Source organism: Paucibacter sp. TC2R-5 (assembly GCF_025717605.1).
In the GTDB taxonomy this organism is placed as follows: Bacteria; Pseudomonadota; Gammaproteobacteria; order Burkholderiales; family Burkholderiaceae_C; genus Paucibacter_A; species Paucibacter_A albus.
In genome coordinates, this window is record NZ_JAJIRQ010000006.1 from 186,519 (window position 1) to 198,991 (window position 12,473).

The 12,473-nt window shown below is 57.4% G+C and carries 13 protein-coding genes; all 13 read right to left on the reverse strand.

Annotation, left to right across the window (positions count from 1 at the left end; all coding sequences use genetic code 11):
- Window positions 1-381 precede the first annotated feature (381 nt).
- Window positions 382-987 carry a hypothetical protein gene (locus tag LNV08_RS15550; protein WP_263534634.1) on the reverse strand — a complete coding sequence of 202 codons (606 nt, stop codon included), beginning with the start codon at window positions 985-987 and terminating at the stop codon, window positions 382-384.
- A gap of 146 nt (window positions 988-1,133) precedes the next feature.
- A complete protein-coding gene (locus LNV08_RS15555) occupies window positions 1,134-1,496 on the reverse strand; it encodes a hypothetical protein (RefSeq protein ID WP_263534635.1) in 363 nt (120 codons plus the stop codon).
- A gap of 119 nt (window positions 1,497-1,615) precedes the next feature.
- Window positions 1,616-2,029: a hypothetical protein gene (locus LNV08_RS15560; protein ID WP_263534636.1), complete on the reverse strand. Its 414-nt coding sequence runs from the start codon at window positions 2,027-2,029 to the stop codon at window positions 1,616-1,618.
- Window positions 2,030-2,244: 215 nt separating this feature from the next.
- The gene (locus LNV08_RS15565; RefSeq protein ID WP_263534637.1) at window positions 2,245-2,529 is read right to left on the reverse strand and encodes a hypothetical protein; all 285 of its coding nucleotides are present in this window, start codon (window positions 2,527-2,529) and stop codon (window positions 2,245-2,247) included.
- 1,148 nt (window positions 2,530-3,677) lie between these two features.
- Window positions 3,678-4,235: a hypothetical protein gene (locus tag LNV08_RS15570; protein WP_263534638.1), complete on the reverse strand. Its 558-nt coding sequence runs from the start codon at window positions 4,233-4,235 to the stop codon at window positions 3,678-3,680.
- 110 nt (window positions 4,236-4,345) lie between these two features.
- Window positions 4,346-5,044 (reverse strand): alpha/beta fold hydrolase, encoded by a 699-nt coding sequence (locus LNV08_RS23195; RefSeq protein WP_414858752.1) that lies wholly within the window; start codon window positions 5,042-5,044, stop codon window positions 4,346-4,348.
- A 653-nt stretch (window positions 5,045-5,697) separates the two neighbouring features.
- Window positions 5,698-6,300, reverse strand: coding sequence for a hypothetical protein (locus LNV08_RS15575; protein ID WP_263534639.1), 603 nt, complete (start codon window positions 6,298-6,300; stop codon window positions 5,698-5,700).
- A 16-nt stretch (window positions 6,301-6,316) separates the two neighbouring features.
- A complete protein-coding gene (locus tag LNV08_RS15580) occupies window positions 6,317-6,892 on the reverse strand; it encodes a hypothetical protein (protein WP_263534640.1) in 576 nt (191 codons plus the stop codon).
- Window positions 6,893-7,566: 674 nt separating this feature from the next.
- Entirely contained in the window at window positions 7,567-8,052 is a 486-nt protein-coding gene (locus tag LNV08_RS15585; RefSeq protein WP_263534641.1) for a hypothetical protein, read from the reverse strand.
- A 164-nt stretch (window positions 8,053-8,216) separates the two neighbouring features.
- Window positions 8,217-8,561, reverse strand: a complete 345-nt coding sequence (locus LNV08_RS15590) for a hypothetical protein (protein WP_263534642.1) — start codon at window positions 8,559-8,561, stop codon at window positions 8,217-8,219.
- A gap of 521 nt (window positions 8,562-9,082) precedes the next feature.
- Window positions 9,083-9,700: a hypothetical protein gene (locus LNV08_RS15595; protein WP_263534643.1), complete on the reverse strand. Its 618-nt coding sequence runs from the start codon at window positions 9,698-9,700 to the stop codon at window positions 9,083-9,085.
- A gap of 168 nt (window positions 9,701-9,868) precedes the next feature.
- Entirely contained in the window at window positions 9,869-10,435 is a 567-nt protein-coding gene (locus tag LNV08_RS15600) for a flavodoxin family protein (protein WP_263534644.1), read from the reverse strand.
- A gap of 760 nt (window positions 10,436-11,195) precedes the next feature.
- Complete coding sequence (locus tag LNV08_RS15605; protein WP_263534645.1) at window positions 11,196-11,477, reverse strand: hypothetical protein; 282 nt, start codon at window positions 11,475-11,477, stop codon at window positions 11,196-11,198.
- Window positions 11,478-12,473 lie beyond the last annotated feature (996 nt).

Genomic DNA, 12,473 nt, shown 5'->3' on the forward strand with positions numbered 1-12,473 from the left:
GGCGCCTTCCTTGCAGCCCGAGCTACTGCTTTGCTTGCTTTTAGCGTGGCCTCTGCTTCTTCCTGAGTTGGGAGGGTTTTGTCCTCAATTAGAGTGTGCCAGGCGCCGCAGTTGGGGTCTGGGCAACCACATGATGTGACACGGACTGGATGCCGCGTACCACTGCGCTTCTGTATTGCGTTGGTGCGTTCCTCGCTCTTGATCGTGTCGACGATCGCGCCGGGTCGAAGGAATTTTCCGCTCATTGGTGATCTTCCTACTGATGCCTAACGTTCGAGCTGAGGGGCCGCAGCCAGCTGGCCGCGCGGAGCTGAAAATATACAGGCAGCGTAGCGCGGCCAGCTGGCGGAGGTCCACTCGAGCGACCGGTTAGACCGCATGCTATTTGAGGCGCTGCGTATCGAAGGCAACTACATCTCCTTCCTTGGCTCCCTCGCGCCAAGTCACCGCAAGCAGTGGCTTTGCATCACCCCGAACAATCTTCTCCACAAGTGCTTTCACGTCAGCAAAGGCGGGCTCACCATTGAACATGGCGTACCACGAAATGATGCCTTGTCTTTCCTCTGAGACGTGAAACACAAAACCAGCACCTCCGAGAACGCCTGCCGTGCCGCTATAGAGAACTTGGATTTCGCTAGCGCCGTCAGGGCGGGATACAGAGAACTCATACAAGAGCGTGCTGAGCCCTTTCTCCCAGGGGCTATACCCCGCGGACACTGCCACATCCCCGACTAAAAAGGTTTCGACTATGCAGTGTGAGGATGGGGTGGAGTGCTTCAGATGGAAGTTCTTCTCTCCTTGAGATTCAAGTTCCTTGGCAACGATAAAGAGCGTTGAGGACTCGAAACGTTCGCTAGCCTTTGCCTTCTCTGGCGGCGCATCTGTGCAACCACCCCCACCAGGCGCAGCATTCACGGCCGTTCCCATCAAGCAACTGAGAACCACCGAGATTCCGAAGATGCGAAACGCCCGTTCGTACAAATTCATGAGTGCCCTATTCGATGAAGTCAACGGTCGTGTCACGTGCGGTCTAACGTTCGAGCTGAGGGGCCGCAGCCAGCTGGCCGCGCGGAGCTGAAAATACACAGGCAGCGTAGCGCGGCCAGCTGGCGGAGGTCCACTCGAGCGACCAGTTAGAGCGCATTTTCTGCATCGACTCGATGATACGTGGCATGTGACTCGACCCACTTGCCCTGTTCTCGATGCTGCCAGGATCTTGACTCTGGAACAAACGGGCATAGCTCAACATGGACTGTTTCTGTTTCCTTCCACATGGCCCCCTTGTAACGCAGCTCGAGAACAAGTACCTCGCCGATGACCTCGTCAACAGTGATGGGCCTATCCAGCTGGACGACCGCCGCAGGTATCGCGTTCTGCCCTGGTATGAACGCGACAAGCGTACCGAAGTAGCTTTGGCCATTCGGCAACCAGCGCGGCTCGTAGTCGTAGCCCCCGCTAAGACGCAGGCGATCACCGACGGAAAGTGCTTGGGGCATCGATGCGCTCTAACGTTCGAGCTGAGGGGCCGCAGCCAGCTGGCCGCGCGAAGCTGAAAATATACAGTCAGCGTAGCGCGGCCAGCTGGCGGAGGTCCACTCGAGCGATAGGTTAGGCCTCATTCGGATTGTTTAGCAAGGAAGGCTGAGGTAATGACGGAATAGCCCTTGGGGGAAAGGCTCGACGGAGGATCTGCTCGCACGGCCTGCATGTCAATTTGACCGTCTGCGGTCTTGCGAACAGCGCGTAGTTTGCATGGAACTAGCGTGAAGAGAACGAGCGCAGCGCCAACCTTGGTTGCTTGCTCGCGAGCCTCGCGGCCGACACCTTGGCCACCACGCCCAACGAACTGCGCCGAGCCAATTTGGAGGAAGCCGAGGCCAGTGTATTTGGCAACTTCGGCTTGCAGATCTGCGCACATAAGAACCTGTACGGCGGCCAAAGGTGTAGCCGCCAGCGCCAACGCCACCTCCGCAGCGGTAGCCATTGACTTGTAGTTCTCTGCAAAGTGCGTATGAGCTTCGATCTTCATGCTTTCAAACTCAACCGGCTCTTGTGTACTCCGGCAATGACGCCGACGTGTGGAGTGGTGTTACTGAGGCCTAACGTCGAAGTTGAGCCGCGAGCGACGGCTGGGCGCGGAAGGCCCAGAATGAAATGGGGGCCTGAAGAGACCAGCCGTTGCGAGTCGGCTCGAACGACCGGTTAGAGCGCATTTCTTCCAACCTCTGAATTCATAACATTTACCTACCGTTTTGCGCCAAGTACAACCGCAGCCCAAAGCGCAAAAAGCAAAAGGGGAAATGCTACACAAAGCGCGACTTCCAATTTTGCTTTGCCGCGCAGCATATTCTTGCGCCATAGGTAGCCGACATACGCCACGAGCGAAGGAGTGCCAACGAATACAGCGAACAGCATACCAAGGCTGGCAATACCAGACCAGGTGCCGGTGGCCCAGTGCACTAGTGCGGCCAGCAATGCACCGTAGGAGGCAGCGATTACCGGCCAGACAACTTTTCGCGTGGTCAGCATTTGCGCTCTAACGTTCGAGCTGAGGGGCCGGAGCCAGCTGGCCGCGCGGAGCTGAAAATACACAGGCAGCGTAGCGCGGCCAGCTGGCGGAGGTCCACTCGAGCGACGGGTTAGACCTCACCGCGCACCCCCTAATGCACGAGGGCTACAAAGGTCGTGGTAGCTCGGTTGTGCTTGGTTGGGTGACGTGACTGCCTCCAGAACAGCCTGGCGGGACCAGTCCGTTGAACTGTCCGCGACGGCAAACCACGCCGTCGGTGAAAGTTTGGTGCAGAACGTGTTGCCAGCACGGCCTTGGCGCTTCGAGTTGACTCCGAATTGGCGAAGCATGGCTTGCTCATACTCGTGGTCGTACTGCCAGGAGGAGTAGACCAGCTTCGAGCTTTTGTTATTTGAGTCAATTCTGAACACGACATAGGCCGTGCCATCTTGCTTGCCGGTCAGGCGGGCCGCCAGTGGCCCACTCAACTCGTAGTGCCGAAACTCTCTCGAGTCGGGTCCGCCTGGCAAGAGGTGTTTTGCGCCAGCCTTCTGAAGGAGCTCCTCGAAAGATTGACCAATGCGGACCGGGAGCGCTTGATCTGCGGCAGCCGCTGTGTAGGCAGCTGCTATCGCTGTGATGATCCATATCCTCAGGTTCATGTGAGGTCTAACGTTCGAGCTGAGGGGCCGCAGCTAGCTGGCCGCGCGGAGCTGAAAATATACAGGCAGCGCAGCGCGGCCAGCTGGCGGAGGTCCACTCGAGCGACCGGTTAGGCATTTCGAGCCCGAGCAAACTCGAAGCAGCCTTCGCAAACCCATCGAAATTTTGCGTGATTTTCTGATTCGTCATTCCACTCACCGGCCTGAATCGCACATTTCTCGCACTCTTCACACCAGCCCTGTGCCCACGGATCATCGGGAGTTGGAGGATCTGCTGGCGTGAAGAAGCCTAGACCAGATCCGTGTTGAAGATGCTGACAAATGAAGGCAGGCTTCCTGCGTCCATGAATGGGGCAATCCATGAAGCTTTCGGGCGTCAAAGGATTCGCCATGAATCAAATGCCTAACGTCGAAGTTGAGCCGCGAGCGGCGGCTGGGCACGGAAGGCCCAGAATGAAATGGGGGCCTGTAGTGACCAGCCGTTGCGAGTCGGCTCGAACGCCAGGTTAGCCCGCATTCAGCGGCTCCTCGGTAAAGCTACTGAGGTCGGCCTCACCATAAAAGGCGTTTACAGAGATCGCAAACGGTGATGGCAAAGTGGTAACCAGCAAGATAGTTCCGTTGCCGTCGCGAACTTTGATACCACCCACGTAAGTACATGCAGCGAGCGCAGTTTGCGGTGCTTGGCCAGGCACGCCCTGGCACTGCATCATTGGGGAAGATCCAAGCGCACCTTCGCACCCAATGCCAGGGTCCAACCAGTCCTGAGTGCGGAGCAGATATACCTCGATAGGCGGCGCAAGTTGGAAATCTCGGACTTCCGAAGCAGAGAAGTGGGCTACAGAGGCTGCGGTGATTGGAAAGACTTCAAACCTGGGTTGCAGCATCTCCTCGTCAGCGTGGATAGAAATCACTTCACCGGTTGCAAGGGCTATCTGAAGGCCGCCGTATATTTCTGTGGTGCCGGTGGCGCGTGCGCTGACGCCAATGCGAACTACGCCACCCTTGATCGCCGAAAGGGTGGCGGATACAGCGGCTGGTAGATCAAGCTCGTAGGTGTGCATTTGCGGGCTAACGTCGAAGTTGAGCCGCGAGCGGCGGCTGGGCACGGAAGGCCCAGAATGAAATGGGGGCCTGAAGTGACCAGCCGTTGCGAGTCGGCTCGAACTACAGGTTAGAGGGCACTTCCGACCTCCCGCATGAACTTGGATACGACCACGGACGCATCTTTCGGTCTTGCCTGAAGTAAGCAGTGCGGCGCCTCGATTTGTACCACTTCTACCGACGGCAGTAGCACCTTGATGTGCGCAGCCGCGCTCTTGGGTACAAGGCGATCCTGCATGGCACGCAAGTAAATGCAGGGCATCCGAACCCGAGCCAATGCCGCAGACACATCTACTGCCAGGACAGCGCGCACCCGCGCTCGCAAGACTTCGGATGAAACTTGCCCAACTGCCCCGGCAACTGCGCGCCGCAGCGTTGGACTACTGAACCTCCCGAGTAACATTTGACTGAGCGCAACTGACGGCATGCTCCGGAATGGAACAAGAGGAAGCAAGGCAGAGGCGCCGGACAAGCTCGGACGCGGATTACGAGCAAAGGTGCAGCAGAGAACCAATCCCTTCAGCGAAGGCGGAGATTCCGCCGCGAGCGCAATGGCAATAGGTCCAGAGAACGACTCACCCAGAAGTACATAGGGCTCGTTAACCGGGAGCAGCTTACGAACAAAGTCCTGAAGCTCCTCGTACCCGAGCGCAACGTCTCTCGGATAGCGAACCACTTGGACTTTGACCTGCCCGTGGAAAGCCTCGACCAACGGATCGAATAGGTCACCGGTTCCGTCCAACCCGGGAAGTAGAACCAGTGTCAGCATTGCCCTCTAACGTTGAAGCTGAGGGGCCGCAGCCAGCTGGCCGCGCGGAGCTGAAAATATACAGGCAGCATAGCGCGGCCAGCTGGCGGAGGTCCACTCGAGCGACCGGTTATGCCTCACTGGCGCCGCCCCGTGGTTTCCGGTTTTGATTAGAAGACTTCGTTCCCTACCACCGCCCACGCGAACTGGATAGCGCGGCTTGCCTGATAAGGATTGTTCTGAGAACCCGACGCCGAACAAACCCTCTGTATTCCTGCCGTGAAGGCAGCGTTTGCGCCTGAGCCTTCCGCCTCTAAATGCGCTTCCATGGATTTGTGCGTAATCTTGAAGATTGGGACACCGTACCCATACGACATGTAGAACTGCGGATTCTCCTTGGGGCCGGCATAGGCCTCTGTGAAGACGCTCATGCACGCTGCGCGGAGCGCGTTGCTTCGACGACGAGCCCATACTATGAATCCGGCTGCTGACGCGATCAGGAGAAGTCCGACGATTAACAGTGGCTGCATAAAATTGGCGCGGTAGGCAAGAGCTCCGGTTTTCGTGAGGCATAACGTCGAAGTTGAGCCGCGAGCGGCGGCTGGGCACGGAAGGCCCAGAATGGAATGGGGGCCTGTAGAGGCCAGCCGTTGCAAGTCGGCTCGAACGAATGGTTAGGTTGCACCGCATGACAGCAGAACATTTCTTTGCTTCAGATGCTCGGTGACAGTGCCCTTCGGGGCGTGAATGCGGTATTCGTAACTCATGCCTCTGGCTGCCTTGTAGCTCTCAGCAGCCTGATTGACCGTTCCACACGCCTCGTTGTTCTTCTTGAGGCGCGCTTGAGCCTCTAGCAGCAGCAACAAAACTTGGGTTCTCTCTGCTGGTGATGCCGCGACTGCTTGTGACGAGAGGCCCTTCTGCAAATTTGATTCTGCTTTTGCATTGAATTCGTTGATGCGGGCGGGTAGGCCCTCCGAGCCACCAAGCTCAGCAACTCGCGAGGAGAAGATGCGAGATTGCTGAAATGTTGGTGACGCAATGAACTCACCGTATTCAAGCTGCACAACTGCTAGGTGAACGAATTGATCAGTTGAGGCCAAGCCTTCCATCGACTCCCGCAAGAGGCGCTCTGCTGGAACCGGCCTGCCATCCTTGAACAGTTCAACCGCCTGCCAATATTTCTTCCAGGGGTCGCTGGTTTCAGGCACGAGAGCGGCTGAACAACCGGCCAAGACCGCGACAAAGACGAGTACGGCATATATGCGCTTAAGCATTTTCTTTTCCTGCAACCTAACGTTCGAGCTGAGGGGCCGCAGCCAGTTGGCCGCGCGGAGCTGAAAATATACAGGCAGCGTAGCGCGGCCAGCTGGCGGAGGTCCGCTCGAGCGACTGGTTAGCCGGCTCGAATACGTGACGCTCGCCGTCAATCAGAATGAAATCCGGTATGCCGGCTTTGAATAGAACAACGTTTCCGTGCTCAGCGCGAACGGGGAATAGCAATACTGTGGCACTGGCGATGCTAGGCGGCTCGGAAAATGAGAACCCACTAAATCGCCCCAAATATTTTCCTGCTTCGGAAAATATGAGCAACCGATTTGTAGCGCGGCCGGCAGGACCCCATACGGTGGAAAGGAAGCCGATTTGCAAATGTGAACTGTCTTCCGTTGAGATGGTTCCGACGCGTGTGAATTGTTCTTTTGAGAATCCATCTTCCCAAGATCCTGCGGCAGCAGCGCGAGCCTCTCGATAAAGTAGCTCGGCTTTGGCTCCACCAGTAACCATTCGCTCGCCGACTATGCCCGCATGCGTGCCTCGGGCAAAGAGCAGCAGAAGAAGCGCGGCAATCATTGTGGCGAATGCTTGCATTGGAGACGGCTAACGTCAAAGCTGAGCTGCGAGCAGCGGATGGGCACGGAAGGCCAAGAATGAAATGGGGGCCTGGAGTGACAAGCCGTTGCGAGTCAGCTCGAGCGCAGGGTTGGGCGTCATCGCGGCGTGGCTATGAATTTGACTTGGCAGGTGTACCCGCCACGTTCGGACTCCAGGTTCTCGGAGACGAATATGTGATATCGACCGGAAGTGGTGAACACAAGTTCGTCCATCCTGGATTCTCCCGTCCAAGGAGTCGCGCTGAGCAAGGAAGGGATTTGAGCCGACTTAGCCCGGCCAAACTCTGCTGTTGTCATGAGTTGATACACATCTCCTGGCGGCGAACCGACAACAAGCATATATGTGGTTCGATCTGACTCGCGTCCGATCGAGAGTTCCTGTCCGTGGCCAGGGCCGAGCGAAAGACGAAGGGTTTCCCCCGCATGAAGCGTCTGAGGTGAACACGAAAGAACCCGAGGGTCGTGCTTCCAGCGCTCCAGCGCAACAGCCATCGGCACCGTTGCAAGGAACGTGATCGCCAATGACCATCGGAGCTTTTTCATGACGCCCAACGTTCGAGCTGAGGGGCCGCAGCCAGATGGCCGCGCGGAGCTGAAAATATACAGGCAGCGTAGCGCGGCCAGCTGGCGGAGGTCCACTCGAGCGACCGGTTAGGCCGCATTTTTCACTATCCGCATTGCCTTCGTTTCGCTGATCATTTCCCCGCGCGGCCACTGCAAATATGGAGCAAGAGTGACTTGATCGACCGGACTGAGTGCTTGACGCAATGCTGGCGCAACAGCTCGCGCCTGAGGCCATGGCGCCTGCTCAGCAATTGCGGCATAGAACTGCATAAGCTTCGGAATGTTCTCGATCGCGGGACTAGCTTCCAGTGGCGCCAAATTGCACACAAACGAGAACTGAAAGGAATTTCCTCGCTGGATCCAGCGATCTCGCTGCCAGGCATGTTCTGGGTCTTCGAAAAGCATGAGATTCATGATGTCGACGCCCTTTGCCTCTGGTCCGCGAAGTTGCTCGCGAATGGGCTTCAGGCGACGAGAGAACCATTCCGCAAACCCCCAGTGCGAACCGGTCAAGCGAAGTTCTCGCGCCTCACCGATTGGGTGGTAGTAAATACGAACGGTCGCAATGGTCATGTGCGGCCTAACGTCGAAGTTGAGCCGCGAGCGGCGGCTGGGCGCGGAAGGCCCAGAATGAAATGAGGGCCTGTAGAGACCAGCCGTTGCGAGTCGGCTCGAACGCCAGGTTAGGCCGCATTTTTCTGAATCGAGCCATTTGGTGGATTGAGACTTTTCATTGCTTACTGCATTGGCAGTTGTGGATTGCGCCGACGGAGCAAGCTGATTGCCCACGTACCGGCAACTAGAGCTGCGAACCAGATCGCCAAGTTCGCTGCCATTGCCTTGGGCAACAGCGTGTCGACACTCAGCAGAACACCAAGAAGATCTACAGACCCAGCAGGAGAAACTCCGGGCCCGTCAACGATGAACGGAACTGGCCAGCCGCCGGTGAGAAATGAACACTCATTTTCACAGCCGACCATACCAAGTTCAGTAGCGCTGACTCGCCCTGGAACAATCGTTGAAACGAGTGTCGCAACAGTCGCGACCGCGAAGAGAAGGAACATCTTGCGGAATCGGAGCATCTTGGATTCCTTGCGGCCTAACGTTCGAGCTGAGGGGCCGCAGCCAGCTGGCCGCGCGGAGCTGAAAATACAGCGCAAGCATAGCGCGGCCAGCTGGCGGAGGTCCACTCGAGCGACCGGTTATGCAGAGCCAAGATCGAAGGCACTTCGGTGGAGGTGGCCGACAGCATACCGAAGCTGTACCCTTGCCGCGCTCGGCCGAGGCGACTGGCTGCTACTTGGCCATGCGGCCGGTTGCGAACCGAGGAAGGTAAACGGCCAGTAGAGTCTGAACCGGCAAGATCACGGTGGCCGGAGCCTGAAACCGCTGGCGCTAGCCCTGGTGCAGCTGCCGGCGAGGCGAGTTGACCCAGCAACTGGCCGCGAGCGAGCGACCAGAAAAGAACCTTCGAGCTTTGCTTAGCCTGCTGCATAACGTTCGAGCTGAGGGGCCGCAGCCAGCTGGCCGCGCGGAGCTGAAAATATACAGGCAGCGTAGCGCGGCCAGCTGGCGGAGGTCCACTCGAGCGCAGGGTTAGGCTTCACTTTGCATACGCAGAGACAGCTTTCGACCAGTCCTCGGCGAGTGCGTAGCCACGAGCGATAGTCTCTGGGCCCGACACAAGGGACGTCACTACTAACCTGAGAATATCGTTGCCGTGAGACACATATGTCTCCATGATGAGCAGCGGGTATTTATCCGACGAGGTGCTCCAAGGTACGAGGTCCGCAAAGCCAATGTATGCGGCTTCATCAGTGAATACGCCAATTGGGGTGCGCTTCAGAACGAAGAGCGATGAAGGGATCGTACCGTGGGCTGGTGGCTCACCTGGCATCGCCTGCGCCATATCTCGTTCAGTGCGTAGTCTCGTCGATTGATCTCGGAACACTTCGCGCCGAAGTTGGCGGAAGTCGGCAAAGCGACGGCTATCGACTTTCACAGCAAGCGCCGATCCTTGAAAGACATACCTCTCAACTATGAAACAAGCCACCAAAGCTTCCGAAACTCCGGAGATGCTTGCAGCACTGCGGGAATCTTCTGCAGAGCACTGCCGAGATGCATTTAGATCTGGCTTCGGAAGTGAACTCACCTGCGCAGCGATCCCCGCAGAATATGCAGTGAAGAGCGTTGCGATAACAATTGCGGCAAGTGGACGCATGAGTAAACTCTGTGAAGCCTAACTTAGAGTTGAGCGGCCCTGCCGCCAGCGTGGGGTTCAGTGGGGCCAGGATATCCCGAGCTACGAAGGAGTACGCCTGACAATGGCGGTAGGGTCCGACTCGAACGTTTGGTTAGGCTGCACGTGGACGAACAACCATGTTGAAGGCTATTCATGGGCCGACGCCAACCGTTTTGCTATTTGTGCCACTCGTTTGCCGAGGTAACGAGCCGTGACGAGATCAATCTCAGATAACTGGCCATCAGCGCTTTGGGCGGTTACCCCCATTTGAGTGCCCAGCCTGTTGCGGCCGAGTGAATCGTAGCCACCAGGAATATCGAGGCCGCACCAAATCATGCCGTGTTGAGCTGCAAGCACTGAAAAGTAGATCAATGTATTGCACTGATCGCCATTCAGGTTTGAGCCGATCGTGAAACCAGCGGCAACCTTATCCGCCCACTTTCTGTCGCTCCAACGATCACCGGAAGCATCTGCGAAGGCTTTGAATTGCGCTGATGGCCCACCCATAAATGTAGGGCTGCCAAAAATGATTGCATCGGCCTGGTCCAATTTGGCCCAGATGGTTTCGTTTTGGAATCGACCAGAAATGATCTCTTCCCCTGTAATTCCATAGACCGAGGTAGAACCTACTTCGGATGCTCCTTCACCTATGGCCTCTGCCAATTTGGCAGTTGTCCCAGTTGCAGAGTGGTAGACGATGAATACTGATGTCATCAGGGTTGGCCCTTGGAAAAACGGAATTTCAGTATCTCCCGAGTGCAGCCTAACGTTCGAGCTGAGGGGCCGCAGCCAGATGGCCGCGCGGAGCTGAAAATATACAGGCAGCGTAGCGCGGCCAGCTGGCGGAGGTCCACTCGAGCGACCGGTTAGAGCGCATTCTCACCCCCAGCCGACCTTGTGAAAAGCCAATAAAACAATCCGGCCGCAGCTCCGGTGCCAAGGTAGTTGAGTGAGTCAAATGGCCCTGCGACCGCCCATCGAGGTGACGAGAATGGCTGAGCCAACAGATACCAAATGGGCGTTGCAACAATGAGCCCACAAAGCACGAAATGCCACAAACGCTTCAGTCCGGCTCGTTGACAGATCCAATGCAGAGGCGGCCCCGCAATCAAGGATGTAGCTATAGCTATCGGCACGGCTACCAGCCAGACGTACCCAACACCACACCATGTAGCCGTCCCGGAAAGCAGGCCAACGCCACAGGTGATTGTCGTAGCACTCATGGTTCCGAACGCGCCAGCGATTGCGGCAAGAAGAGCGATCCGGATTGCGCGCTTCGCAAGGCTCATATGCGCTCTAACGTCCGAGCTGAGGGGCCGCAGCCAGCTGGCCGCGCGGAGCTGAAAATATACAGGCAGCGTAGCGCGGCCAGCTGGCGGAGGTCCACTCGAGCGACCGGTTAGAGCGCTTTTGGTTGCAAGCAGAACACTGGGTAAAACTTTCTGCTCGCGGTCTGGCTGCGAAAGGGTTGAAATCACTCATGGTGCAGAAAGAACGTATCCCTCGAAGAACTTCGGCAATTGAGGTCGGATTCTGTTTGAAGCAGACGCGCCACCCTCGACGGATCAAAGGCCAAAGAGTCTTGTCCCTTCACGCCGATGATTCGATTGGGATACAAGATAAGCACGTTTGGAATCTGCGCTCCATTAGAAAGCTCAACCGTCACGTAGGCGGCATCCTGCTTGAATTCAACAAACGGGCCATCGCGCTCAACCAAATGAAGCGGCAGGTGCCACAAGCTTGGGGACGATGCCATGACGGTATTGGTGCGCTCTAACGTTCGAGCTGAGGGGCCGCAGCCAGCTGGCCGCGCGGAGCTGAAAATACAGAGCAAGCATAGCGCGGCCAGCTGGCGGAGGTCCACTCGAGCGACCGGTTATGCAGAGCCAAGATCGAAGGCACTGCGGTGGAGGTGGCCGACAGCACATCGAGGGCACACCCACGCTGCAAGTGGCTTTGGCGACTGGCTGCCGCTTTGCCATGCGGCCGGCTGCGAACCGAGGAAGGCAAACGGCCAGCAGAGCCTGAACAGGCAAGATCACGGTGGCCTGAGCCTGAGACCGCTGGCGCTCGGCCTGGTGCTGCTGGCGACGAGGCGAGTTGACCCGGCAACTGGCCGCGAGCGAGCGACCAAGAAAGAAGCTTCGAGCTTTGCTTAGCCTGCTGCATAACGTCTAAGTTGAGCTGCGAGCGGCGGCTGGGCACGGAGGGCCCAGAATGAAATGGGGGCCTGGAGTGACCAGCCGTTGCGAGTCGGCTCGAACGCAAGGTTAGGCATTGCGTTTGACTTCCAGTGAAACCGTTGCATGGCAGTGCGGGCAGTCTACTTGCTTGAAGCGCAATGCCCTCATAGGGAAAAACTGTTCTTTGCCGCTCTTCCAGTTTGGTCCAGTAGAGGACTCGACTGTGAAGCCAATACGCTTGTGGCAGTATGGGCATCTCAGAGGCAATCGGGCCAAAATTGCGCACACCCATAGCGAGAGGCAGGCACCCAGCCCTAATGCGATCTGCGGCCTAGATTCAGAAAAGACAAGCAGAAACAGCCAAACGACGAACGCCCAGCTCGCAAGAGCACTCAAAAGCGCCGCAAGCTGTGCAAGTCTAGGCCGCAACAATGTCTTCACGAATGCCTAACGTTGAAGGTAAGCGGCCGCCGAAGGCGGTCCGCTTGAGCGACCGGTTGTGCAGAGCCGACTCGAAGGCACTGCGGTGGAATTGGCCGAGAGCATACCGGAGCTGCCACACGCCGCAC

What these genes read in the sequence shown, in the direction of transcription:
- LNV08_RS15550 (WP_263534634.1), bottom strand. Translation starts at nt 987, where the DNA reads ATGAATTTGTACGAACGGGCGTTTCGCATCTTCGGAATCTCGGTGGTT.
- LNV08_RS15555 (WP_263534635.1), bottom strand. Translation starts at nt 1,496, where the DNA reads ATGCCCCAAGCACTTTCCGTCGGTGATCGCCTGCGTCTTAGCGGGGGC.
- LNV08_RS15560 (WP_263534636.1), bottom strand. Translation starts at nt 2,029, where the DNA reads ATGAAGATCGAAGCTCATACGCACTTTGCAGAGAACTACAAGTCAATG.
- LNV08_RS15565 (WP_263534637.1), bottom strand. Translation starts at nt 2,529, where the DNA reads ATGCTGACCACGCGAAAAGTTGTCTGGCCGGTAATCGCTGCCTCCTAC.
- LNV08_RS15570 (WP_263534638.1), bottom strand. Translation starts at nt 4,235, where the DNA reads ATGCACACCTACGAGCTTGATCTACCAGCCGCTGTATCCGCCACCCTT.
- LNV08_RS23195 (WP_414858752.1), bottom strand. Translation starts at nt 5,044, where the DNA reads ATGCTGACACTGGTTCTACTTCCCGGGTTGGACGGAACCGGTGACCTA.
- LNV08_RS15575 (WP_263534639.1), bottom strand. Translation starts at nt 6,300, where the DNA reads ATGCTTAAGCGCATATATGCCGTACTCGTCTTTGTCGCGGTCTTGGCC.
- LNV08_RS15580 (WP_263534640.1), bottom strand. Translation starts at nt 6,892, where the DNA reads ATGCAAGCATTCGCCACAATGATTGCCGCGCTTCTTCTGCTGCTCTTT.
- LNV08_RS15585 (WP_263534641.1), bottom strand. Translation starts at nt 8,052, where the DNA reads ATGACCATTGCGACCGTTCGTATTTACTACCACCCAATCGGTGAGGCG.
- LNV08_RS15590 (WP_263534642.1), bottom strand. Translation starts at nt 8,561, where the DNA reads ATGCTCCGATTCCGCAAGATGTTCCTTCTCTTCGCGGTCGCGACTGTT.
- LNV08_RS15595 (WP_263534643.1), bottom strand. Translation starts at nt 9,700, where the DNA reads ATGCGTCCACTTGCCGCAATTGTTATCGCAACGCTCTTCACTGCATAT.
- LNV08_RS15600 (WP_263534644.1), bottom strand. Translation starts at nt 10,435, where the DNA reads ATGACATCAGTATTCATCGTCTACCACTCTGCAACTGGGACAACTGCC.
- LNV08_RS15605 (WP_263534645.1), bottom strand. Translation starts at nt 11,477, where the DNA reads ATGGCATCGTCCCCAAGCTTGTGGCACCTGCCGCTTCATTTGGTTGAG.